This is a genomic window from Pseudohalioglobus lutimaris (genome assembly GCF_002866825.1).
Lineage (GTDB): Bacteria > Pseudomonadota > Gammaproteobacteria > Pseudomonadales > Halieaceae > Halioglobus > Halioglobus lutimaris.
In genome coordinates this window covers 1-23,909 of record NZ_PKUS01000021.1, presented here as the reverse complement: position 1 = coordinate 23,909, position 23,909 = coordinate 1, and the positions used below count along the sequence as shown (strand labels likewise).

Here is a 23,909-nt window from a genome sequence, read left to right as displayed (position 1 = left end):
CCGGGTTTAGTGAATATCGGTGCATCCCCCCTTAATGGGGAAGAGCCGTACTGGATTGATCACAACGCGGTTGCCTCCCGCGTTGTGCCCCCTGCGGGGCGCTGCGGCGTCGAAAACGCTCCTTTGGTCGCGTTTTATCGAACAGTGCTTCGCCCCAGACGAACCAACCCCATAAACAAAAACGGCCACCCGATGGGTGACCGTTTCCGTTTAAATGGTGGGTCGTACTGGATTCGAACCAGTGACCAATTGGTTAAAAGCCAACTGCTCTACCAACTGAGCTAACGACCCTCAGAAGAGGAGCGTATCTTACGGATTTGTAGATAAAACTCAATACCGGGGGCCATTTTTTTTCGCGCTGAAAAGCGACCGGAATCAGCAGCTTAGATATACCGGGTGGGGTCTTTCACCCCCGCATCCACGAAGCCCTGTCGGCGCAGACGGCAGCTGTCGCACTTGCCACAGGCAAAACCCTCGACGCTTGCCTGATAGCAGGAAACGGTGAGCGAATAATCCAATCCCAGGTCAAGGCCCGCGCGGATAATCTCGCCTTTTCCCAGTTTCATCAGCGGGGTGTGAATCGTTGTTTTGCGCCCCTCAACGCCAATTCGCGTGGCCAGGTTAGACATGGTTTCGAATGCGGCAATGTACTCGGGCCGACAATCAGGGTACCCGGAGTAATCCACGGCATTGACGCCGATAAAAATATCCTGCGCACCCAGCACCTCGGCCCAGCCCAAGCCTATGGACAGGAAAATCGTATTGCGGGCGGGCACGTAGGTCACTGGAATGCCCTCGGTCAGGCTCTCGGGCACATCGATGGCCGCATCGGTAAGGGCGGAGCCGCCAATACTGTCCAGGTTAAGCCTGACTACCTTGTGCTCAACATCGCCCAACGAGGCGGATACGCGCTCCGCCGCCTGCAATTCGGCACGATTGCGCTGGCCATAGTCAAAGCTCAGGGTATAGCAGGCATATCCCTCGGCACGCGCCATGGCCAGCACGGTGGCCGAATCCAGACCACCGGATACCAGGATTACGGCGCGTTGCTCACTCATGTTCAATGTCCGGGTTGGTCGTTCCAAAGGATTTTGTGCAACTGCAGTTGCAAGCGCACGGGCAGGTTGTCTTCCAGTATCCACTCCGCCAGTTGTCTACCCTGGAGGCTGCCGTGACTGGGAGAGAACAACAGCTCAGACACCCTGCCCTGCAGTCCCAGTTCATCCAGCTTGAACCGCGCCCATTCATAGTCCTGGCGATCACAGATCACGAATTTGACCTGGTCGTGCTCACGTAACAGGGGGATATTGGCGTAATCGTTACGCTGCATCTCTCCCGAACCAGGCGTCTTTAGGTCCAGCACCGTGATGACCCTGGGGTCTACCCCGACAAGGCTGATGGCGCCGCCGGTTTCCAGCGAGACTTCGTAGCCCGCATCACAGAGGCGCTCCAACAGGGAAAGACAGTTGGGCTGGGCAAGTGGCTCCCCGCCGGTAACCGTGACATAGCGCGGGTTATAGCCGCCAACCGTATTGAGAATGTCCTCCAGCGCCAACAGCTCTCCGCCACTGAAGGCGTACTCGGTATCGCAGTAGGTACAGCGCAGGGGGCAACCGGTGAGACGCACGAACACAGTGGGCAGACCCATGGTACGGGTTTCGCCCTGCAAGGAGTAAAAGATTTCTGTGATGCGCAGGGCATCGTCGCTGTGAACCAGGCTGGGGGACATGCTCTACTCCGGGCGCGGCCTAGAAATTCTCTTCGAGAAAATCTCTGGACAGCTTGACCGCCGAGCTATTGGTGTTGCCGTAGTCCCGCACCACCCGTTCAAGATACTCGCGCGATTTTTCGCGATTCCCCTTGAGATACTGCACCTTGCCTAACTTGTACATGGCGTCCGGCGCCTTGGCGTTGTCCGGATACTGGCTGAGCAGCAGGGAGAAAGACTGCCGTGATGCCTCCAGGTCTGGTGGATCAATAACCAGGTACAACTCACCAAGCCAGTAATGGGCGTTGGGAGCATACTTGCCGTCTGGGAAATTACGCAGAAACTGCGTGAAGGCGTCTACGGCCTGACCGAACTGCTGACCGCGCACCAGCGAATAAGCACTGCGGTAAGCGTCAGACTCCCCCGGAAGCGATGCGCCCTGGCCTGAAGCCATTGGCTGCGCCGGCGCGGTGGCCACGCTGGGCGTATTATCGCCAGAAGCCACCGATGCGGCTGAGCCTGGGCCCATACCGCTAATCCGCTTATCGAGGTCAACATAACGTTCCAGGCTTTGCGCCTTTAACTTGCGCAACTCGTTGGCCTGCTCTTCAACCATCCCGTTAAGACGCATCACCTCCTGTTGGAGCTGTTGCATCTGCAAGAACAGAGTGCCCACATTTTGCCCACCAGAGGTGGCCGGCGCGGGAGCACTGGTGGTAGCCGGCGCGGCCGGCGCCCTGTTCAGGCCATAGCTGGTTGCCGGATAAGACCGTGTGGGCTGAACGCCATACGGGTCGCTTGCGGGGCCAGGAGAAGACTGGGGAGTGACCGCAGCGGGCGCAGAAGATCCCGCCCTGGCAGCACGCTCCGCTTCCACGTCAACATAGTCCTGGCCCTGGGCCATGAAGCAGAACGGGCCGGTCAAAAGGACCAGCCCGCTTGCCATAAGCAGTTTGCTCATGTTTGCCATAGGCGGGTTACTTCAGTTCAACGCGCCGGTTCTGAGACCAGTTGGACTCGCCCGAACCGTATGCGATCGGGCGTTCTTCACCGTAGCTCACCGACTCGATGCGATAGCTGGGAACACCATTGACCACCATGTAGTCGCGCACTGCGTTGGCACGGCGCTCACCCAGGGCCATGTTGTACTCGCGCGTGCCGCGCTCATCCGTATGCCCTTCCAGGCGAACGGTGGCTTCGGAACCCTGCAGCGCAGCGATATGGGCATCCAGTGCTTCCAGCGCCTCAGGCTTGAGGTTGTAGCTGTCAAAGTCAAAATAGAACACATTCCCGTAAGCGGAAGCAGCATCAAGCAGACGCTGTTGTTCGGCTGCGGCGGCGGCACTGGCAGCCTGTTGTTCAGCCTGGGCGGCAGCAGCAGCGGCAGCAGCAGCGGCAGCGGCTTCTTCCTCTTCCTTCTTGGCGCTGCCGGAACAAGCTGCCAGAAGCGCTGCGGCGAACAGCACAGATACGGTTTTACCGGCAACAGGTAGATGTCTCATATAACCCTTCCTTCAAGTACGTAGTTGTTAAAATCTTTCATCACGGGCCGGACTATCGGCCCATATAAGGTGACCAAGCCGGCTCGCGCACATCGCCTTCTCGCGAGGGCAACCGGAATTTCACTCCCCCATCAACCGAAACCGCAGCAAGAATGCCACGGTCTCCGCGTTTCGTTGCGTACAATACCATAGAGCCATTGGGGGCGATACTGGGACTTTCATCCAATTCAGTGGAAGTGAGCACCTGCAAGCGATTGGTCACGAGGTCGAGAATTGCGATGTGAAAACGGCCGCTCTGCTGATGCACCATCACCACATTACGACCATCCTGCGCGACCCGGGCGCGAGCATTATAGCCCCCCTCAAAGGTGACGCGCTCGGTGGTGCCAGTGCGCAGATCATAGCGGTAGATCTGCGGACGACCACCCCGGTCAGAGGTAAACAGCAGCGAGCGCCCATCCGGCATCCAGGTCGGCTCGGTGTCAATCGCGTAGTGGCGCGTTACTCGTGTGAGCTTCTTGGTGGACAGGTTCATCAGGTATATGTCGGGGCTGCCATCCTTGGACAGGACCATCGCCATGGTGTTGCCATCCGGCGACCAGGCCGGCGCACCATTCAGGCCCTTGAAATTGGTCAACTGCTCGCGCGTACCCGTTGCCAGATTCTGGCGGTAGATGGCCGGGCGACCGGTTTCGAATGACACATAGGAGATCTGCGAGCCGTCGGGTGACCATCCCGGTGCCAGCACCGGCTCCCTGGACTCAAGCAGAACAATGGGACGCGCGCCATCGGAGTCCGCCAGCGTCAGGCGATAGTAATCCTTGCCCCCCGGTACGCGCGTCACTGAAACGTATAGCAGGCGTGTCGCAAAGGCCCCGGTAATACCCGTCAGTTTTTCGTACACTGCGTCCGACACCCGGTGAGCAAGCATGCGGGCCTCGTTCGCCGGCCCAGTCTCAACACCGCTGTGCACCATCTTCTGGCGGTTCACGTCGTAGAGTTCATATTCAATGCGCATCTGGGCGCCCTCTGCCGAGGCCCTGCCAATGAGCAGATACTCCGACTCGATCGCACGCCAGTCCCGATAGAAAATATCCTTCTGGGTACTCGGGCGGCCGAGCATGTCGGACCTTGCGACGGGCGCAAACTGACCGCTGCGCGCCAGGTCGGAGTCAACCACCCAGGCAACGTCTTCAGGCGCGGTGCCAGAGCCCTGCCAGGCAAAAGGCACCACCGCTATCGCTGTAGGGTTATCCATACCCTGGGTGATCTCAATGGTAAGTTGCGCCCGGGCATCCAGTGCAGCAAGGGCAAGCAATAATGGCGCAATCGCCAACATCAGCCGTTTCATCAGTAACGCAAGTCCTCTGGTTTGAATCGCAGGTTGAATCTTCTGAACATTCTCTCAAATTCCCGGGTGGGCAGGTTGCGCAGCTCCGGGAAGCTTCCTGCTTTTTCCACCGCAATCATGGCCGATCGGTCAAATGCCATATTACCACTGCCTTTGAGCACCTTAACGCTCACCACCTCACCTGTAGGCACCAGCTGTACTTCCAGGATGGCCTCCATGCCGTTGCGTGCACTGGGCGGGCGGCTCCAGTAGTTAACGACGGTCTGTTGAATCAGCGCTGCATAACTGGCGGCCATTTCCTCCGCCGTAGCGGTTGCCTCCAGCACCTCTTCCTCGGCTTCGAGGTTGCGCAGCATATCGGCGCGGGTTATCGCGGCCAGTTCTGCCTCAGTTATACGCGGCTCCGGTTTGGGCTCGACTTTCGGTTCCACCTTCACCTTGGGGGCCGGTTTGGGCTTGGCCGGTGCCGGTTTTGGCTTGGGCTTGGGCTGGGGTTTCGGCTTTGGCTTCGCTACCTTTGGCTTGGGTTTGGCAGCCGCCTTGGGCTTGGGCGCAGGTTTGGGTTTCTGGAATTCACTGACGTCTACCAGGCGGGCATTGATGACCTTGGGCACGGGTTTGACCTTGATCACCTCTGGCTCAGCACTGATCCAGTTCAGGGTGAGTGCTGCCAGCAACAGGCCGTGCAGGGCCAAAGACGCCAGTGCCGGGCGCACCACGATTCGCGGCGTCACCGGCCTCCCGTATACAGAGTCCGAGCTCACTGGGGGTTCTCGGTTACCAGGCCAACGCTGGGGGCACCAGCCTGCTGCAGGGCCACCATGACCGTAACCACCTGGCCGTAGGGCACTGCCTCATCACCCCAGATCAGCACCGGCTTCTGCGGATTGCGCTTCATCACTTTGGCGACCCGGTCCTTGATGGTGGCCAGCGCCAGCACCTGCTCCTCGTTTCCGAGGTTCAGAAACAGTTGCCCACTGGCGTTAACGGAAACAATCACTGGCTCGCTATCCTGATTCTCCACCGGGTCTGCCGAGGCCTCCGGCAGGTCTACTTTCACCCCCTGCATCAGCATGGGTGCGGTGACCATGAAGATAATCAACAGCACCAACATCACATCAATGTAGGGCACCACATTGATCTCGGACATGGGCTTGCGCTTGCCGCGACTCCTGCTCACCTGTGCTTACTCCCCACGCTTCTCACGGGCCCGCAAGGCATAGGCCTGACGGGAAAGAATGCTGGAGAATTCGTCGACAAACGTGTCGTAGCGGTTACTGAAAACCTCCACCTTTGCGGAATAGCGGTTATAGGCCAGGACCGCGGGTATCGCGGCAAACAAACCCATAGCGGTGGCTATCAGTGCCTCGGATATACCGGGTGCCACCGTGGCAAGGGTTGCCTGGGTGGCATTGGCCAGGCCGCGAAAGGAATGCATAATCCCCCAGACCGTGCCAAACAAGCCAATGTAAGGGCTGGTAGAGCCGACCGAGGCCAGGAACGGCAAATGACGCTCCAGACGCTCCTCCTCGCGCATCAGTGCCACGCCCATTGACCGGCGCGAGCCCTCAAGTATCGCCTCGGAGTCCATTTCAGACTGCTGGGCCAGACGAGAGAACTCCTTGAAGCCGGCGCGAAAAATACTCTCCATTCCCAGGATAGCATTGCCATCCGCCGCCTTCTCGTTGCCTTCACGATAGAGCTGCGCGAGGTCAATCCCCGACCAGAAGCGCTCTTCAAAATCATACATTTCTTCGCGCGCAGTGCGCAGGTAGATAAACCTTTGCACAATCATGTACCACGAAAGAAACGATGCCCCCATCAATATAGCCATCACCAGTTGCACGGTGATACTGGCGTTTATCACCAGGTCTATCAGGCCTAATTGCTCTTCCAATTCAGCATCCTCTATTGGTCTATCGTGCCAGCGGAGCAAGACGCTCGCGCATATCTTCGGGCAGGCGCCGGGGTCTCACCCCCGCACGCTCGACGCAGGCGATCGTCACCTGGCCCCTGGCGAGCACTTCATTGTCCCGCCGTATCGCCTGCTCCATGGTCATGGAAGCCCCGCCCAGCATGGTGATCACCGCTGTCACCCGCAATTGATCATCCAGCTGCGCCGGCTTGAGATATTTCACCGCTACATCACGGACTACAAACATCAGGTCGTGAGTAAAAATGTAATCCTTGCCAAAACCAAGCGAACGCATCAGCTCGGTTCGCGCTCGCTCCATGAATTTCAAATAATTGACGTAGTAAACGATGCCGCCGGCGTCAGTATCCTCGATATAGACTCGCAGCGGCAGGGAAAATTCCTCGCCTGCCATCAGGCCTGACCCTCTTCACCGGGATTCAGTGGCAAATTACCGTTTTCTCGCCCTCCGGGCTGTGGCAATCCAAAGTGCAGGTAGGCATTTCGCGTCACCATACGACCGCGGGGTGTACGCACCATGTATCCCTGCTGTATGAGGTAAGGCTCCAGTACGTCCTCAATCGTGCCGCGCTCCTCAGAAATTGCGGCCGCCAGGCTGTCCACACCCACCGGACCACCATCGAACTTCTCAATCATGGCCAGCAGCAAGCGCCGATCCTGATGATCGAAACCCTGCTGGTCCACGCTGAGCATATCCAGGGCACGGTCAGCGACTTCAGCGGAGATATGTCCATCTGCCTTGACCTCGGCGTAATCCCGAACCCTTCGCAACAATCTGTTGGCGATTCGCGGCGTCCCCCGTGAGCGGCGGGCAATTTCCGACGCACCCCGCTTGTCTATTCCTATCTGCAGAATATTGGCCGACCGCTCTACAATATGGGCAAGATCGGCCACTTCATAGAATTCCAGGCGCTGCACAATGCCGAACCGGTCCCGCAAAGGCGAGGTGAGCAGTCCCGCCCGGGTGGTCGCACCGACAAGGGTAAAAGGAGGCAGGTCGAGCTTGATCGAACGCGCCGCCGGCCCTTCGCCGATCATGATATCCAGCTGATAGTCTTCCATAGCCGGGTACAGCACCTCCTCCACGAAGGGGCTGAGGCGGTGAATCTCGTCAATAAATAGCACATCGCCGGGTTCCAGGTTGGTCATCAGTGCGGCAATATCCCCGGCCTTCTCCAGCACTGGCCCCGACGTTGTCTTCAGTGCAACGCCCATTTCGTTGGCGATGATGCTCGCCAGGGTGGTTTTGCCCAGCCCGGGCGGGCCAAAGATCAGGGTATGGTCCAGCGGTTCGCCACGGCCACTTGCCGCCTCCAGAAAAATCGCCATCTGCTCCCGAACCACATTCTGTCCGACATATTCGGCCAGCGTCCTGGGTCGGATAGCCCGGTCCTGGGCCTCCTCGCGGGGATTTTCAGGCTCCGCTGCAATCAGGCGATCGGTTTCGATCATGCGCTGACCATGGACTTGAGTGCGCGCCGAATAAGCTCTTCACTATCGCTCACCGAGTCATCATTAACAGAGGCGACCACCCGCGCCGCATCCGCCGGCTTGTAACCCAGCGAAATCAGCGCGCTCTCTGCGTCAGCGATCCTGTCTGCGCCGGGCTCACCCGGCTTTTCAGCACCGGCAGGCAGCTCAGTCTGCAACTGGCCAAGCCAGTCTTTCAACTTGTCGCGCATTTCAACCAGCAGTCGTTCTGCCGTCTTTTTACCAACGCCCGGCAGCGCCACCAGGGAAGAAATATCGTCGCGCTGCACACAGCGTGCAAAACTTGCGGAGTCCATGCCGGACAAAATAGTCAACGCCAGCTTGGGACCTACCCCACTGACTTTAATCAGTTGCCTGAACAGCGCCCGGTCACGCTCATCTATAAAGCCGTAGAGAAGCTGTGCGTCCTCCCGAACCACGAAATGCGTCACCAGGGATACTTCCGCCCCCAGTTCCGGCAGCAGAAACAGCGTTGTCATGGGTACCTGCAGCTCATAGCCGACACCCCCAACCTCCACCAGGATATCCGGCGGCTGCTTATGTACCAGGTTACCTCTAATTCTACCTATCATCTGAACCTGCCTAACGCAGCCTGCGCCGACGCACTGACCTGGCACCGGCAATATTGATCATACTTTGCTGGGTATGGGCGTGACACAAGGCTGCAGCCAGGGCGTCCGCCGCATCCTCCTGGGGCTCCGCCGGCAGCTTGAGCAGTACCTTTACCATATGCTGTACCTGACTCTTGTCTGCGGCACCGGTGCCGACTACCGACTGTTTTATCTGCCTTGCGGAGTACTCTGCCACATCCATCCCGCGAGTTGCACAGGCAACGATGGCGGCGCCGCGTGCCTGGCCCAACTTGAGCGCGGAGCCCGCGCTTTTTGCCATGAACACCTGTTCAATAGCCAGCTCCTGAGGGCAATGAAGCTGCACCAGTTCAGTGACGCTGTCGAAAATAATCTTAAGTCGCGGCGCGAGATCACCCCCCGGCAGGCGGATGACGCCGCTGGTGACATACTCACTGCGGCCGGACACATAATTGATAATGCCAAAGCCGGTTTTGCGGGAACCCGGATCGATTCCCAGAATCAGCGACATTGAATTTCCGCGCACTGTGCCCCGTTAACTTATTATGTACAAATTTACAGGCTGGGTCAGCATCGAATGCTGCTATTGTCAGCGATTGATCGCCGGTCAGGCAAAGCACACTGGTAAATCACCGCTGTCCTGGGCCACTGAGGACATACAAGGTCAGAGCAGGGCGAGCACTTCATCGGGGATATCCGCATTGGTATAAACGTTCTGCACATCGTCCAGCTCTTCCAGTGCGTCTACCAGGCCTATGACCTTCGCCGCGCCGTCGGGGTCCAGAGTGACCAGGGTGGCTGCAACCATGGTTACTTCTCCGCCTTGCGGCACCAGGCCGGCCCGCTCCAGCGCTGCTTTCACCTCGGAGAAGTCTTCCCAGGGTGTAATTACATCAATGGAGCCGTCGTCATGGGTGACGACATCCTCGGCCCCGGCCTCCAGTGCGGGCTCCAGGACCTGCTCCTCGTCCACTCCGGGCGCAAAGGCAATCTCGCCAACCCGGCTGAACAGGTAGGCGACGGAACCGTCAGTCCCCAGGTTACCGCCGCGCTTGCTGAATGCATGACGCACTTCAGCCACTGTGCGGTTCCGGTTGTCTGTCATGACCTCAACAAGCACAGCGACCCCACCGGCGGCATAACCTTCATAGGTCAGCTCTTCCATGTCATCGGCGTCGTTGGTGCCCGCGCCTCTAGCGATGGCGCGATCGATGGTGTCCCGGGTCATATTGGCGCCCAGCGCCTTGTCGACGGCGGCGCGCAGCCGCGGGTTATCCTCGGGGAGCGGACCGCCCTGTTTTGCAGCGACCACCAATTCGCGAATCAGCTTGGTAAACACCTTGCCGCGCTTGGCGTCCTGAGCTGCCTTGCGATGCTTGATGTTCGCCCATTTACTGTGACCCGCCACAAATACCTCCAGTCTCCGCCTGACCTCAGGGGTCTACCACAACCTCGGTAGTCTGCCGCAAGCGGATATTCAGATCGCGCAGCTGCTCTGCGCTCACATCGCCGGGGGCGTCGGTCATGGCACAATGGGCAGTCTGCGTCTTGGGGAAAGCAATCACGTCTCGTATGGAGCTGGAGTCAGTCATCAGCATGACCATCCGATCCAGACCAAAGGCGAGCCCCCCATGGGGAGGCGCACCATACTGCAGCGCCTGCAGCAGGAAACCAAACTTCTCATTAGCTTCTGCGTCATCGATACCAAGCACACGGAAAACCACCTCTTGCATGTCACGTTGGTGGATACGCACGCTACCCCCGCCAAGCTCACACCCATTCAGGACCATATCGTAGGCGCGCGAGAGCGCCTCTGCAGGGTTGGCCTGTAACTCTTCGACTGTGCAGGAGGGGGCGGTAAAAGGATGATGCAAGGGTGTTAACCCTCCTTTGCCATCATCTTCAAACATGGGGAAGTCCACCACCCATAGCGGCGCCCAGCCCTCGCCAACCATGCCCTGGTCCTCAGCCACTTTAATGCGCAGCGCACCCAGGGCCTCATTGACGGTTTTGGCCTTGTCCGCGCCAAAGAAGATAATGTCGCCGTCGCCCGCATCCAGGCGGGTCATCATTTCCATGACCACTTCATCCGGCATGAACTTGAGAATAGGTGACTGCAGTCCCTCGACACCCGCCGCCAGATTGTTGACCTTGATCCAGGCCAGCCCCTTGGCACCAAAAATAGAGACATAGCGGGTGTAATCATCGATTTCCTTGCGGCTGATCGACGCCCCACCAGGGACGCGCAAAGCGGCAACCCGGCCTGCGGCGTCATCGGCAGGCCCACGGAACACCTTGAAGTCGACCTGTTGCATCAGGTCATCGACGCTGACCAGCTCCATGTCGATACGCAGGTCCGGCTTGTCCGAACCGTATCGCTCCATGGCCTCGCTATAAGGCATGTGCGGAAATTCAGGCAGCTCCGTGTCAAGCACCGTGCGGAATACCTCGCGCACCATACGCTCGGTAATATCCATGATCTCTTGTTCACTGCAGAAAGACGTTTCAATGTCAATCTGGGTAAATTCCGGCTGCCGGTCGGCGCGCAGGTCTTCATCCCGGAAGCAGCGCGCTATTTGATAGTAGCGATCAAGCCCCGACACCATGAGTAACTGCTTGAACAACTGGGGCGACTGAGGCAGCGCAAAAAACTGGCCCGGATGTGTGCGACTGGGGACCAGGTAGTCACGTGCGCCCTCCGGGGTGGCCCGGGTCAGAATAGGTGTCTCGATATCAAGAAAGCCTTCGCTGTCGAGGAAATTGCGCACCGAGGAAGTGATGCGCGAGCGGGTGATCAGTTTTTCCTGCATCTCCTGGCGACGCAGGTCCATGTAGCGATAGTGCAGGCGCACTTCCTCGCCCACGGCCGTATGCTCGTCGAGCTGGAAAGGCGGTGTCGCCGCACTGTTGAGAATTTCCAGTTCCTTGCCGAGGATCTCGATCTCTCCCGTTGGCATATTGGGATTCACTGTGCCCTCGCCGCGTGACCGAACACGACCGGTGATTCTTAAAACAAACTCACTGCGCACCCGGTCTGCCCGCTGGAAATGCTCTTTCGTATCCGGATCGAATACGACCTGGACGATACCTCCCCTGTCCCGCATGTCCAGGAAGATGACACCGCCGTGATCACGGCGACGATCCACCCAACCACAGATGGTGACCGTTTCGTCGATGTTGGCGGTGCCCAGGGCGCCACAATAATGACTGCGCATAATTCGATTCCGTAATAATGGCTGTCCGGCACCAGGGCCGGCCTTCAAGCTGACGTTTTGCCGTCGCTCTTACTGTCTTTCTTACTATCTTTCTTGCTGTCACCGGCAGCGGAGCCGGCAGATTCCGCCGCGCCGTGCAGGTTCTTCTTGCTGCCAGTTTTAAAATCGGTCTCATACCAGCCGCCGCCCTTCAGGCGAAAAGCCGCTGCCGAAACCTTTTTCTTTAACTCCGGCGCACCGCACTCGGGGCAATCTGTCAGCGGCGCATCACTAATTTTCTGCAACGCCTCGATCTCCCCACCACATTTCTGGCACTGGTACTCATAGATCGGCATGGTATTACCCACCAATAAAACAATCAGAAGGAAAAATTAAGGCGCGGATTTTAACCCAAGCGGGTTGGCAGGCCAAGCTCAGGAGCAGCAAACTCCAAGGGAAAGAAACCCATGCACCGGACGGTGCAAACGATGTGGGACTTCTCCCTGACCGCCCCGGAAGCCTCCCGGGGCAATCAGGTCAGGAAACAGCGCTCAGGAAGCCGCAAATTCCTTCAGCTTCTTCAATGGGCGAATTTTGACTGCCGTGCTGGCAGGCTTCGCTTTGAAGACGGTCTCTTCACCTGTGAAGGGATTGATGCCCTTGCGCGCTTTGCGGGCAGGCTTCTTCACTGTGGTGATTTTCATAACGCCCGGGATCGTGAACTCACCCACTGAACGCTTCTTGATGCTGCGCTCGATCAGTGTATTCAGATCATCGAGGACGGCATTGACCTGCTTCTTGCTCAGATCAGTGCTCTCCGCGAGGCTGGCAACAATCTGGCTCTTGGTCATTTTGTCCTTGAGGGCCGGGGCCTTCTTCACAGGAGCCGCTTTCTTGGCTGCCACCTTCTTCTTGGCGGGAGCCTTTTTCGCCGCTACTTTCTTCTTGGCCGGAGCCTTCTTCTTCGCTGCTGCTTTCTTAGTCGCCATTTTATTTTCGACCTTCCCTAATAGTGAACGTGAGTCTTGGATATGATCTGCTGCACTGCAGCCCCTAAACCACCGGCCTGACAACACACCACAGGGCAAGGTATAACTAATAATATGCTGCAATACAAGTACTTTCCCGCATCGAGGGTAAAAAAAACCCTTTTTTTTAAGCGTCGTGGCGCATTTTAGGGAAACCGGACACCGAAGCCGCTGTAGCGTCGACGTTTACCCGAGCAGACTTCGCCACTAGAATAGAGCCCTGTTTCCCCTATCGGATCAAGCTGCCGTCATGCGCACCAGTAATTTTCTTATCGCCACCCAAAAAGAAACGCCTTCCGACGCCGAGGTTGTCAGTCACCAGCTGATGCTGCGCGCAGGACTCATCCGCAAAATCGCTGCGGGGCTCTATACATGGCTTCCACTGGGACTGCGGGTGCTGCGTAAGGTGGAGAACATCGTGCGCGAGGAAATGGACAGTTCCGGCGCCCAGGAAGTATCAATGCCCGTGGTTCAGCCAGCGGAGTTGTGGGAAGAGTCCGGACGCTGGGAGCAATATGGTCCCGAATTGCTGCGTATCCAGGACCGTCACGACCGTGATTTTTGCCTGGGCCCGACCCACGAAGAAGTGGTAACCGACCTGGTCCGCAATGAAATAAAGAGCTATAAACAGCTACCGCTCAACCTGTACCAGATACAGACCAAGGTGCGCGACGAAATACGACCCCGCTTCGGCATCATGCGGTCACGCGAGTTTCTCATGAAGGATGCATACTCCTTCCACGTGGACCAGGCCTCACTGGAAGACACCTACCAGGTCATGCACGCCACCTATACACGTATTTTCACCCGCCTGGGACTGGACTTCCGCCCGGTAATTGCCGATACAGGGAGCATCGGCGGTAACGCCTCCCATGAATTCCATGTACTTGCGAATTCAGGTGAGGATGATATTGCCTTCTCTGACACCAGCGATTACGCAGCCAATGTCGAAATGGCCGAGGCGGTGACGCCGGCCACCCCTCGCCCCGCCCCCGGCGCAGAACTGCAAGAGATCGCCACACCCGGGGTGAAAACTATCGAAGAACTCGCTCAACTGCTGTCCGGCGACCCCTCCATGTCGGTGAAGACCCTGGTGGTCCACGGCGAAGATGAAGGCAGCCTGGTGGCCCTGGTACTGCGCGGAGATCATCAGCTCAACGCCATCAAGGCGGAGAAAATAGACGGCATCGCCGCGCCACTACAAATGGCCGACGAAGAAGCTGTGCGCAAGGCCTGTGGTGCCGGTTTCGGCTCACTCGGGCCGGTTGGCCTGGGTATAGAAGTGGTCACCGATCGCAGCGCCTCGATCATGGCGGACTTCAGTTGCGGCGCGAACAAGGATGGCTTTCACTATACGGGCGTAAACTGGGAGCGCGACTGCCCGCTGGGCCGCGTGGAGGACTTGCGCGATGTCATGGAGGGAGATCCCAGCCCTGACGGCGAAGGTCTGTTGCAGATCAAACGCGGCATCGAAGTAGGACATATTTTCCAACTGGGGACAAAGTACAGTGAGGCAATGAAGGCGCAGGTACTGGACGAAAACGGCAAGAGCGCCACGATGACCATGGGATGCTACGGCATAGGCGTGAGCCGCGTGGTGGCGGCGGCAATCGAGCAGAACCATGACGACAGGGGCATTATCTGGCCCGCGGCCATGGCACCCTTCCAAATGGCGATCGTGCCACTCAACATGCAAAAGTCCCCGGCGGTAGCTGCCTGCGCAGAGGAAATCTATCAGCAACTGCGCTCTGCCGGTGTAGACGTGTTGCTGGATGACCGCAACGAACGCCCGGGAGTCAAATTCGCCGATATGGAGTTAATCGGTATCCCCCACCGCATCGTCATCGGCGACCGTGCGCTGGCTGAGCAGAACATCGAGTACAAAGGGCGCAGTGATGGGGATTCCCAGCTGATCCCGCAGGCTGAGATCGTCGACTTCCTGCTGGAGAAGCTCAAGGGCTGACCCCATGAGGCTGTTACTGAGTCTTTTCCTGTCTCACCTGCTGGTGATCAGCGCACTGGCACAGCCGGCGGATGAGCAGGAACGAGAGGAGTTGCGCAGCTTCCTTGAGCAGGCCATATCCAACGCAGACAGTTTCGAGGACCGCTATGATGCAGAGGTCTGGCTGGTCGACATGTCCGCAAGACTCGCCCGCTTCGTTGACGACCCGATCCATAGGCTTGAACTGCTGCGCGGTATCCACGCAGCTGCCGCCCGGGCAGAACTGCCGCCCGAGCTGGTCCTTGCAGTCATCGAAGTCGAGAGCCATTTTGATCGATTTGCAGTATCCAGCGCGGGCGCGCAGGGCATGATGCAGGTGATGCCATTCTGGAAGGATGAAATAGGCCGGCCCGATGACAACCTGACGATAAACGAGACCAACTTCGCCTACGGCTGTCGGATCCTGCAGTTCTATCTGCAGCGCGAGCAGGGAAAACTGCATAAAGCGCTGGCACGTTATAACGGAAGTGTTGGCAGGCGGGTGTATTCGGACAAGGTCTATAGGGCCTGGCGCCGGCACTGGCGCACCGAACCGCTGGACTGGTCAGAATAAACGGGGCAATTCGGGACGACTGGACAATACCGGCTGTGGCGCGCACATGTCCTGCATCAGGCTTAGCGGTAGGAGCCTGGCGACAGCCCTGTCCACTTTTTGAAAGAACGGTGAAACGCAGAGGGGTCCGAGAAACCAACCCGCTCGGCGACCTCACTCACGGTCAGCCCATGACGACTGAGCAGGGTAATCGCCTCATCTCGCCGTGCGTTGTCTTTAATGCGCTGGTATGACGTACCCTCTTTCTCCAACCGTCGGCGCAGCGTTCTCGCAGACATGTTGAGCAAACCGGTCAACTCCTCGAAGCTCGGCAGTTCACTGCAAAAATCGTTTCCGAGAATCGCCCGGATGCGACAGGTCACACTGAGATGGCTGACCTGAGGCTCGATAACAATATGATAGGGAGCCAGTTTGAGAAACTCGTGGAGCTGCGCCTCATCACGCACTAACTCCGCCTCCAGGTGCCGAACACTGAAGGTGACCGAGTTGACCGGCTGCTCATAAGCAACCGGACAGGGAAAGAAGTGCCTCACGCCGGCTTTCATTCCGGGCTGGGGACCAGCGCAGGTCGCTCTGGCGATATCAATATGCTGCCCGATCAGCCAACCACAGACGCGTATCCACATGGCCAGGTTACACAGCACGCTATGCTGGACGTCAGGCGCATCGTCACCGTGCAAATAGGAAAGGGTCGCTTCTTTGTGCTCGTTATCAACAGTCAGCTGATTGACCAACTCCGCGCCACGGCGCACCCGGCAAGCGGCATTGAATTCGATAGCACGACGTATCGCCGCGGCCAGGTCGGCACTATTGAGCATACTGAGCAGAATGAGCCGGGTCGTCCCCACAGGAGTCCGTACATCCGGCATCACTCCGCCTGACTCATCACCCAGCGCCCTCACCAGTTCCACACACAGGCGACTGTACTGTTCCCTGGAGACGAAGGCCGTCTGGGCACTCTGGCGCAAAGGGTCAAAAGGGAAGCGCGCCGCCTGCAAAATCGCCTCTACATTCTTGTCATACGCGCGGGCCTGCACCAGCAAGGCCCTGGTGAACTCCATAGGCACGGTGTCGTTATAGCTGTGAGTTGTGCTCTTTTTTACTCGCAAGTGCTGAACTCCTTGATACCGCGCCATTATATAGGAAAGACCTTTACCCGCAGCATTGCAGAAGACGAACTGGCAACAGGCGAAGCGGGATTTCGGGTGACGAGACTGCAGCGGCCAGCGCGCTATCGCGCAAGGTTTGACAACGCCGGGCTGCCTGCCCAATATGAGCACGGGGTCGCACTAAGAACAATAAGCCTAACTATGAAAAGCATCAACCAACTGAGCCAATGGAACAGAGACGTTTCTCGCGCAATCGCAGCACTGGGACAGGAAGAATTCTTCCCCGCCCTGATTGATGCGATCAACGGCCAGGTACGGATAGACTATCCGCAGGTCTGGCTGTACCACCGCGACCTGCCACCGCGTGTGCTCTATCACCGCATAGCCCGTTCTGCGATCCACTCCCAGATAGATGAATACCTTGACGGGCCATACCGCGAAGACCCGTTCTACCAGACCTCCATGCAGAATCCCAGGTCGCGTTTGTACCGGCTGTCCCGTATCACCCTGGGCAAACTGGAACGGACCGAGTACTACCAGAACTACTATTCAAACACCGGCACGGTAGACGAAGCCGTTTATCTGGCCAAGTTGCGCGGCGGCAGCGTGATCAACCTGAGCATGATGCGCCTGCCGCAGCACGGCATTTTCAGCGAAGAGGAGTACGAGACGCTTTATGTGCTCGCAGACCCCATATCGGAGCTGCTCAAATCCCACAGTGAACACGATGACTTCGCCATTACCCACCTCATTCAGCCAGGTATAGACCACCAGATTGATCTTGCCTTTCGCACGTTTGGCGAATCCATGCTAAGTCCCAGGGAGAAGGATGTGCTGGAACTCATGCTGCGCGGCTATGGCACTGACACATCCGCAACCCGCCTGTCCATTGCCGTGGAAACCGTGCGCAGGCACCGGAAGAGTATTTATCGCAAGCTGGACGTGAATTCCCAGACCGATCTTTTCTCTCTCTTCCTGAACGCCATGTCGTGCCTGGGGGCAGCCGGCGGAGAGGACCCCCTAACGGTTTACATGGCGCCGCGATGATCATGGTTTCGCCTAGCGCGGTCAGTTATTTGCTGCCCCATCGGGGGCATTGCCAAACGGCCTGTCCACGGGGATAGTGCTCGATTACATCACAATGGAAATCGCCGCATGTCGCTAGAAGCCGACTGGTTCCTGCGAGCGCACCCGGAAGTCACTACCATCGAGGCCCTGCTACCTGATTGTAATGGGGTTATGCGCGGCAAGTGGGTACCCAGGCATAAGCTGCCCAAGATTTTTGATGGTGAGCTAAAGCTTCCCAAAACTGCCCTAAGCCTGGATATCTGGGGCCGCGACGTCGAACAACTGGTATTTGCCACAGGTGATGCGGATGGTGTCTGCCTCCCGGTAGAAGGCTCACTTCTACCCACCCCCTGGTCTCCACAGGGGCAGCATGGCCAGATAATGCTTTCCATGTATAACGCCGACGGCGCAGCCTATATGGGTGACCCGCGCCATGTACTCAGAGCGGTCACCGAACGCTTCAAGGAAATGGGCTGGACGCCGGTGGTGGCTGCAGAACTGGAGTTCAGCCTGGTCACCTGGGACAAGGATATTCCCAGCCATACTTGCCCGTCCCCTGCAGGCAGCGGTCCGGTAGGTGGTAATACATACGGGCTCGATGTGCTCAACGATCATCGTGAAATGATGGAAGACCTGCGCCTGGCCTGCGAAATCCAGGACCTGCCCTTTGACGGGGTGGTCAAGGAGTCTGCTCCATCACAATACGAAATCAACATGCAGCATGTCGACGACCCGCTGCTTGCTGCCCGCCAGATCATGATGATGAAGCGCCTGATAAAAGGTGTCGCCTCAAAACACAACCTGATTGCCAGCTTCATGGCCAAGCCTTTCGAGGAAGAGGCAGGCAATGGTATGCATGTACATTGCAGCGTACTCGACGATCAGGGCATTAACATCTTTAACGACGGCACGGAAAAAGGTACAGCACAATTGCAGCAGGCAATCGGTGGCTGCCTGACCTACATGGCCGAGTCGGTGGCGATTCTGGCGCCCACCTATAACGCTTACAGACGATTTCAGAAGGGCTGCCACGCACCGACCTTCCCCAGCTGGGGGTACGAAAATCGCACCGTTGCGGTACGCGTCCCCGCCAGCAACCCTCCCGCAAGGCGGCTGGAGCACCGGGTCGCCGGCGCTGATGCCAACCCTTACCTGTTATTCGCAGTGGTACTGTCAGCAATGCTTGAGGGAATCGCAGAAAACCTTTCCCCGGGGGACCCCATCTCAGGTGACGGCTATGCACAGGAGGAAGCAAGCCTGCCTGTCTATATGCCGGATGCGGTCAACCTGTTCAAGGAGTCAGACTTTATCCGCAACGCCCTGGGTAACGAGATGCAGCGGATCTTCACCCTCAGCAAAGAACAGGAAATTGCCGAATTCAGGCGTCGAATCACCCTGCTGGAATATCAATCCTTCCTCGAGAAGCTATAGCCTCTGCCCATGTCCCGCGGCGCCACTGTCCGGGCGATTTCTGGCGTAATTTGTCATGTACCTGCGAGAGTTCAGGTGCCAGACTGCACAACATGGACAAAAGCAACCAAAAGACAGACCCGCAGCGCCTTAAGCTGGCAGCCTTGTTACTGGCCGTTCTGCTGGTTGCCAGCGATCCCGCCGGCACCACAGACCTGGCAACGAAAGCCCGCTCCTGCTCCAATCACCTGGGCCTGTTGCCCGTCGCCGAGGGGCAGGCCCTATCCCCTCCCCTGGAAATCCTCAGCTGGAATATCCAGAAGGCCAGCAATCAGGGCTGGATGGAGGACCTGTTGGCCCTTGGTGGTGACCGCAACCTGACCTTTATCCAGGAGGCTGCACTGCATGCACAACTGGGCGAGTTGCAGCCAACGGGCCCCCTGTACCAGTCTTTTGCTGAAGGATATATCACCAGCAGTCAGCGCACCGGGGTCATGACCCTGAGCACCCATGCACCCACCATGCAGTGCAACTTCACCCGCTCAGAACCGTGGCTGGGAACACCCAAGGCAGCCGCTGTTACCGAACATGCACTGATCGGCAGTGAGGCACGCCTGCTGGCGATTAATCTCCACGCTGTGAATTTCACCTTTGGCATCGCCGACCTCAATGCCCAACTGAGCCCTTTGGCGGAGCTGTTGTCCAGCCACCACGGCCCGGCAATTCTCGCTGGCGATTTCAACACCTGGAGTGACTCTCGCCAGCGGCTGGTGGACGAAACACTGTCCGGGTTGGGGCTGGTACCGCTGAGCTTCGAACCGGACCTGCGCACTACCGCCTTCGGACGCCCGCTAGACCACATATATGTGCGTGGCCTGATCGCCGAGCACACAGAGGTAGTCCCGGTTACCAGCTCGGACCACAACGCCCTGCGCGCTCGATTGAGCCTGAGGATGTAAGGGGATGAACCTGCTTGGATCACTTGCCGCTACCCTGGTATTGCTGTTTTGTGGCGCCGCGATGGCAGATACAAGCGCGGATACTGAAGTTAACTACCTGCTCGAATTTGTGGAAGCCAGCGGCTGCGTCTTTCACCGCAATGGCAGCGACCACGACTCAGCGGATGCGGCTGACCATTTGCGCCTGAAGTACCGTCGCGGCGGAAAATACGTCAATAACGCTGACCAGTTCATTGAGCGCCTTGCGAGTGAGAGCTCGTGGACCGGCAAAGCCTACACTGTCACCTGTGATGGCGTTACGCGGCCCTCCGGAGAATGGCTGCAAGAGGCACTGGACGCCTACAGGCAAGGCGCTTCCTGACAATCCATGGCAGCAGACCGGCCTAAAGCGGCGGCTGGCGCTCAGTCACCAGCCCCTCGGGGCTTGCTGTCTCAGGCAGGGCAACGTGCTCGCGCTCCAGCCGGTCGGTCAACCTGAACGCAGCGAACACAGCGAGAAAACCGAATACCAGCGCACCCAGCGCTTCCCCGGCAAGAATGCCGGTGGCGCCGTACCACTTTGCGCCGAAATAGACAGCGGGGATAGTCCCCAACAGTGCACGGCCAAAATTAAAACCCGTGGCCCAGTGTGGGTGATGAAGATTGTTAAAACTGGCATTGGCCACAAACAGCGCACCGTTGAACACAAACGCGCCCACCAGGAAGTCACAATAAAACCGAATCAGCTCTGCCGCATCAGTAGAGGCGGAGAAGGCTTGCACAATCGCATCACCCAACGTCCACAGCAACAGCCAGACCAGCAATACATAAACAGCATTGAAAATCATTGCGTCGCGCAGGGTAGAACGTACCCGGTCATAGCGCCCTGCACCGGCGTTCTGCCCGATAATAGGACCAACGGCACTCGACAGCGCAAATATCGCACAGAAAGCCACCGGTGTTATACGCCCCATAATCGCAGCACCGGCAACCGCGCCGTCACCGAACTGGGACATTGTGCGCAACACAAAACTGCCGCCCAACGGGGTCGCCAGGTTGGTAAGAATGGCAGGCGTGGCGAGACGCATCAGCGGACGTAAGTCGCTGATAAATTCCTGCAGCGAGATTCGCCTGGGCAACCGATGTACATAGAATATGGCATGCCAGGCCACACCCAGTACGACCATGCGAGCGACAACAGAGGCCCAGGCAGCTCCCTCCAAACCCCAATCCAGAGTGAAAATAAAGATCGGGTCAAGCACAGCATTGACCAGGGATCCGGCCACAGTAGCCCACATTGAACGCCGCGCGTCACCCAGGGCCCTGACCCCGGCGGCAACACTCATTCCCAGCACCAGTACCGGCATATTTGGGAGCAGTATTCCCGCGTAGCGAATGGAGTAATCCAGCGTGAGGCCCGAAGCACCAAGTAATTGCAGCAGTTCAGTAAGGTAAAGCCAGCCAAGCAGGCTAATGGCCAGGGACGCCAGGAAGCTGAATAGCAGCCCGCTACTGCAATACCGGCTGGCCAGGTCCCGTCGACGGGCACCCTCGGAACGAGCGACCAGGGCGCCCAGGGCGATCTGCAGGCCGATGCTGACGGCTACCAGAAAAAAGATCAACGTCCCGGCAAAGCCAACTGCAGCCGCCAGTTCTTGCTCGCCCAGCAAGGTCAGAAAATACATATCTACCATGTCCACCCCAAACATGGTCAGCAATCCGGTAGCCGAGGCGGCCGTCATGGCCAGCACATGCCGCATGGTTGAACCCTGGGTAAAGACGGCCTGGCTGGACATGGGGGGTTTTCAGACTGGTTTAAGTGGAGGGCATAATACTTCAGTTTACGCCAACTGTGTTCGCCTATCCGCCAAACCCTGCGGCGGCCCAAAGCGAACCCGCGGGCTGGACCTGCCCGGGCGACTTTTCGCTCAGTTAAAGTTAATATACACAACCTTTTAGTGCCCAGGAGGCCTGACCCCAGCTATGACAACTACCCCGAACAAGCCTTCGCTGAACCCGGTTAACGTCATTATCTTTGTCGGCCTGCCTATTGCCGCCCTGATTCTGGTGCCCGCCTGGGGTTTTTATCACGGTTTTAGTGCCGCACAGTGGCTATGGGCTCTGGTTTTCCTCTACCTGAACGGCCTGTCCATTACCGGCGGTTACCACCGTCTCTGGTCACATAAAGCCTATCAGGCACACCCCGCTCTCAAATGGTTTTATGCACTATGGGGCGCGGGCGCGTTACAGAACAGCATTCTCATCTGGTCCGCTGATCATCGCCGGCACCACCGCTACGTAGACGACAACGAACGTGACCCCTATTCCGCAGGGCGTGGCCTCTGGTTTAGTCACATGGGCTGGATGCTGCGCGACTATCAGACCAATGACCCCGATTTCAGCAATGCCAGGGACCTGCAACGCGATGCCGTGGTGATGTTCCAGCACAAGCATTACATCGCTCTGACCGTGCTGATGAACGTAGGCCTGCCGCTGCTATTGGGCTTCTACCTGGGGGACGTCATTGGCACCCTGCTGCTGGTTGGCCTGTTTCGTCTCATCGTAAATCATCACGTCACATTCTTTATCAACTCATTGGCGCACTTCTGGGGCAGAAGACCCTATACGGAGAGCAATAGCGCCCGCGACAATGGATTCCTGGCATTCCTCACCTATGGCGAGGGCTACCACAATTACCACCATATTTTCCAGACTGACTACCGCAACGGTATCCGCTGGTGGCAATGGGATCCCACCAAATGGCTGATCTACGGCTGCTCGCGCATCGGACTGACCAGGGACCTGGTGCGCATACCCGACTTCAAGATACAGCGCGCCATCCTCGACACGCAGTTCAAACGCGCGCGCTCAAAACTGGAGGCATCCGCAAACCCCGAATCCCTGCGTGCAATACTGGAGCGCGAGTACCAGCAATTTACTGATTCCATCAATCAGTGGACCTCATTGCAGGCCGAACGTTACGAAACCAAGAAGGCGGAAATCGGCGGCGCCTTTAGCGAAAAGAGGTTCCACCTTCAGCAAAAATGGGAAAGCGCTGCACTGCGAACCAAGTTCAGGGAACTGGAGTACTCACTGAAAATGCAGCGCAAGCGCCTGGAACTGCTGATGGAACAGGTAAACCTGCAGGCCCAACCCGCGTGAACACAGCCGGTTGACCGACAAAGGGGTCCTGGCAGCATTTTTTTCGGGTTATGGCTATGATCCCCGGCCAGCAGTTTTACGTATATTTGCTTTACTTGGCTGCATGAACGCCACTCGGCTATATGCGGCCTGTTAACAACAGTCAGCAGCAGACTCACCACTGTGCAATGAGGTAACACCATGACAAGCGTTTACGACTTTACCTGCCAAAATCCGGCCGGCATAGACCGCCCTCTTGAGGAATTCAATGGCAAGGTTCTGCTCATCGTCAATACGGCCTCAAAGTGCGGCTTCACACCGCAGTTCGCCGGGCTCGAGGAGATGTATGAGAAGTATCGCGACAAGGGCCTGGAGATACTCGGCTTTCCCTGCAATCAGTTCGGCAAGCAGGACCCCGGAACTAACGACGAGATACAGGAGTTTTGCCAGCTCAACTACGGCGTTTCCTTCCCCATGTTCGGGAAAATTGACGTGAACGGGGCCGGTACAGATCCCCTTTTCAAATACCTCAAAGACGAGGCACCGGGCATCCTTGGCGGACGAATTAAATGGAACTTCACCAAGTTCCTGGTCGATTCTTCAGGGAAGGTGGTCAAGCGGTATGCCCCCACTGCAAAACCCGGGGACATAGAAAAAGATGTGGCCAGGTTGCTAGACTGAAACCGGCGAGGGTCCTCGGCGGCGATTGATCGGCCTCGATCCGGCGCGCCTAACACCAAAAAGCCCGGCACATGGCCGGGCTTTTTTGTTTCAGCTACTCCCGTGAGAGGGAGGAGACTGGGACATTACTCGATGATTTTGGCGACGACACCGGCACCAACTGTACGGCCACCCTCGCGAATCGCGAAGCGCAGGCCTTCTTCCATCGCA

Annotated in this window: 27 protein-coding genes and 1 tRNA gene; 8 read left to right on the top strand and 20 right to left on the bottom strand. The window is 57.8% G+C overall.

The window, feature by feature from the left end; genetic code table 11:
* Positions 1-215 precede the first annotated feature (215 nt).
* The 17 genes from C0039_RS14580 to C0039_RS14500 form a co-directional block, all read right to left on the bottom strand.
* Positions 216-291: transfer RNA gene (locus C0039_RS14580), tRNA-Lys, on the bottom strand.
* Positions 292-383: 92 nt separating this feature from the next.
* On the bottom strand, positions 384-1,058 hold the full coding sequence (queC, locus tag C0039_RS14575) for a 7-cyano-7-deazaguanine synthase QueC (protein WP_101518458.1): 675 nt from the start codon (positions 1,056-1,058) through the stop codon (positions 384-386).
* Positions 1,059-1,060: 2 nt separating this feature from the next.
* Positions 1,061-1,729, bottom strand: a complete 669-nt coding sequence (queE, locus tag C0039_RS14570; RefSeq protein ID WP_075999059.1) for a 7-carboxy-7-deazaguanine synthase QueE — start codon at positions 1,727-1,729, stop codon at positions 1,061-1,063.
* A gap of 19 nt (positions 1,730-1,748) precedes the next feature.
* A complete protein-coding gene (gene ybgF / locus C0039_RS14565; protein ID WP_243391628.1) occupies positions 1,749-2,669 on the bottom strand; it encodes a tol-pal system protein YbgF in 921 nt (306 codons plus the stop codon).
* A 16-nt stretch (positions 2,670-2,685) separates the two neighbouring features.
* The gene (gene pal / locus C0039_RS14560; protein ID WP_101518456.1) at positions 2,686-3,210 is read right to left on the bottom strand and encodes a peptidoglycan-associated lipoprotein Pal; all 525 of its coding nucleotides are present in this window, start codon (positions 3,208-3,210) and stop codon (positions 2,686-2,688) included.
* Between the two features lie 52 nt (positions 3,211-3,262).
* Complete coding sequence (gene tolB / locus C0039_RS14555) at positions 3,263-4,561, bottom strand: Tol-Pal system beta propeller repeat protein TolB (protein WP_207796459.1); 1,299 nt, start codon at positions 4,559-4,561, stop codon at positions 3,263-3,265.
* Positions 4,561-5,295 (bottom strand): energy transducer TonB, encoded by a 735-nt coding sequence (locus C0039_RS14550; RefSeq protein WP_243391627.1) that lies wholly within the window; start codon positions 5,293-5,295, stop codon positions 4,561-4,563. Before C0039_RS14550 ends, tolB begins: the two co-directional genes overlap by 1 nt.
* Positions 5,296-5,321: 26 nt before the next feature.
* The gene (gene tolR, locus C0039_RS14545) at positions 5,322-5,711 is read right to left on the bottom strand and encodes a protein TolR (RefSeq protein WP_075999064.1); all 390 of its coding nucleotides are present in this window, start codon (positions 5,709-5,711) and stop codon (positions 5,322-5,324) included.
* Between the two features lie 36 nt (positions 5,712-5,747).
* Entirely contained in the window at positions 5,748-6,458 is a 711-nt protein-coding gene (tolQ, locus tag C0039_RS14540; protein ID WP_075999065.1) for a protein TolQ, read from the bottom strand.
* Positions 6,459-6,477: 19 nt separating this feature from the next.
* Positions 6,478-6,888 carry a tol-pal system-associated acyl-CoA thioesterase gene (ybgC, locus tag C0039_RS14535; RefSeq protein ID WP_075999066.1) on the bottom strand — a complete coding sequence of 137 codons (411 nt, stop codon included), beginning with the start codon at positions 6,886-6,888 and terminating at the stop codon, positions 6,478-6,480.
* Positions 6,888-7,946 (bottom strand): Holliday junction branch migration DNA helicase RuvB, encoded by a 1,059-nt coding sequence (ruvB, locus tag C0039_RS14530; RefSeq protein ID WP_075999067.1) that lies wholly within the window; start codon positions 7,944-7,946, stop codon positions 6,888-6,890. The genes ybgC and ruvB overlap by 1 nt, the downstream gene beginning before the upstream one ends.
* Positions 7,943-8,557, bottom strand: a complete 615-nt coding sequence (gene ruvA / locus C0039_RS14525; protein ID WP_075999068.1) for a Holliday junction branch migration protein RuvA — start codon at positions 8,555-8,557, stop codon at positions 7,943-7,945. The genes ruvB and ruvA overlap by 4 nt, the downstream gene beginning before the upstream one ends.
* A gap of 10 nt (positions 8,558-8,567) precedes the next feature.
* Positions 8,568-9,086, bottom strand: coding sequence for a crossover junction endodeoxyribonuclease RuvC (gene ruvC / locus C0039_RS14520; RefSeq protein ID WP_075999069.1), 519 nt, complete (start codon positions 9,084-9,086; stop codon positions 8,568-8,570).
* A 153-nt stretch (positions 9,087-9,239) separates the two neighbouring features.
* A complete protein-coding gene (locus C0039_RS14515; protein WP_101518454.1) occupies positions 9,240-9,983 on the bottom strand; it encodes a YebC/PmpR family DNA-binding transcriptional regulator in 744 nt (247 codons plus the stop codon).
* A gap of 25 nt (positions 9,984-10,008) precedes the next feature.
* Entirely contained in the window at positions 10,009-11,790 is a 1,782-nt protein-coding gene (gene aspS / locus C0039_RS14510) for an aspartate--tRNA ligase (RefSeq protein WP_101518453.1), read from the bottom strand.
* A gap of 44 nt (positions 11,791-11,834) precedes the next feature.
* Complete coding sequence (locus C0039_RS14505) at positions 11,835-12,125, bottom strand: FmdB family zinc ribbon protein (RefSeq protein WP_101518452.1); 291 nt, start codon at positions 12,123-12,125, stop codon at positions 11,835-11,837.
* Between the two features lie 195 nt (positions 12,126-12,320).
* Positions 12,321-12,758, bottom strand: a complete 438-nt coding sequence (locus C0039_RS14500; RefSeq protein ID WP_075999073.1) for an HU family DNA-binding protein — start codon at positions 12,756-12,758, stop codon at positions 12,321-12,323.
* A 289-nt stretch (positions 12,759-13,047) separates the two neighbouring features.
* On the opposite strand from C0039_RS14500, the gene C0039_RS14495 reads away from it, so the two are divergent.
* Positions 13,048-14,760 (top strand): proline--tRNA ligase, encoded by a 1,713-nt coding sequence (locus C0039_RS14495; protein WP_101518451.1) that lies wholly within the window; start codon positions 13,048-13,050, stop codon positions 14,758-14,760.
* A 4-nt stretch (positions 14,761-14,764) separates the two neighbouring features.
* A complete protein-coding gene (locus tag C0039_RS14490; protein ID WP_075999075.1) occupies positions 14,765-15,352 on the top strand; it encodes a lytic transglycosylase domain-containing protein in 588 nt (195 codons plus the stop codon).
* Between the two features lie 62 nt (positions 15,353-15,414).
* On the opposite strand, the gene C0039_RS14485 is transcribed toward C0039_RS14490, so the two are convergent.
* Positions 15,415-16,461, bottom strand: coding sequence for an AraC family transcriptional regulator (locus C0039_RS14485; RefSeq protein WP_165787144.1), 1,047 nt, complete (start codon positions 16,459-16,461; stop codon positions 15,415-15,417).
* Between the two features lie 201 nt (positions 16,462-16,662).
* Here C0039_RS14485 and C0039_RS14480 point away from each other — a divergent pair, with 201 nt between their 5' ends.
* The 4 genes from C0039_RS14480 (at position 16,663) to C0039_RS14465 (ending at position 20,259) form a co-directional block, all read left to right on the top strand.
* Positions 16,663-17,508 carry a helix-turn-helix transcriptional regulator gene (locus C0039_RS14480; RefSeq protein WP_075999077.1) on the top strand — a complete coding sequence of 282 codons (846 nt, stop codon included), beginning with the start codon at positions 16,663-16,665 and terminating at the stop codon, positions 17,506-17,508.
* Between the two features lie 108 nt (positions 17,509-17,616).
* Positions 17,617-18,960 (top strand): glutamine synthetase family protein, encoded by a 1,344-nt coding sequence (locus tag C0039_RS14475; protein WP_075999078.1) that lies wholly within the window; start codon positions 17,617-17,619, stop codon positions 18,958-18,960.
* A 92-nt stretch (positions 18,961-19,052) separates the two neighbouring features.
* Complete coding sequence (locus C0039_RS14470) at positions 19,053-19,898, top strand: endonuclease/exonuclease/phosphatase family protein (RefSeq protein ID WP_075999079.1); 846 nt, start codon at positions 19,053-19,055, stop codon at positions 19,896-19,898.
* 4 nt (positions 19,899-19,902) lie between these two features.
* Positions 19,903-20,259 carry a YfeK family protein gene (locus C0039_RS14465; protein WP_101518450.1) on the top strand — a complete coding sequence of 119 codons (357 nt, stop codon included), beginning with the start codon at positions 19,903-19,905 and terminating at the stop codon, positions 20,257-20,259.
* Positions 20,260-20,281: 22 nt separating this feature from the next.
* Here the strand turns inward: C0039_RS14465 and C0039_RS14460 are convergent, their stop codons facing one another.
* Positions 20,282-21,673: an MATE family efflux transporter gene (locus tag C0039_RS14460; RefSeq protein ID WP_101518449.1), complete on the bottom strand. Its 1,392-nt coding sequence runs from the start codon at positions 21,671-21,673 to the stop codon at positions 20,282-20,284.
* Between the two features lie 187 nt (positions 21,674-21,860).
* Here C0039_RS14460 and C0039_RS14455 point away from each other — a divergent pair, with 187 nt between their 5' ends.
* A complete protein-coding gene (locus C0039_RS14455) occupies positions 21,861-23,039 on the top strand; it encodes an acyl-CoA desaturase (RefSeq protein ID WP_101518448.1) in 1,179 nt (392 codons plus the stop codon).
* Positions 23,040-23,219: 180 nt separating this feature from the next.
* Positions 23,220-23,699: a glutathione peroxidase gene (locus C0039_RS14450; RefSeq protein WP_075999083.1), complete on the top strand. Its 480-nt coding sequence runs from the start codon at positions 23,220-23,222 to the stop codon at positions 23,697-23,699.
* A gap of 125 nt (positions 23,700-23,824) precedes the next feature.
* On the opposite strand, the gene C0039_RS14445 is transcribed toward C0039_RS14450, so the two are convergent.
* A partial coding sequence (locus C0039_RS14445) for an EF-Tu C-terminal domain-related protein (RefSeq protein ID WP_080361393.1) occupies positions 23,825-23,909 on the bottom strand: 85 nt, incomplete at its 5' end.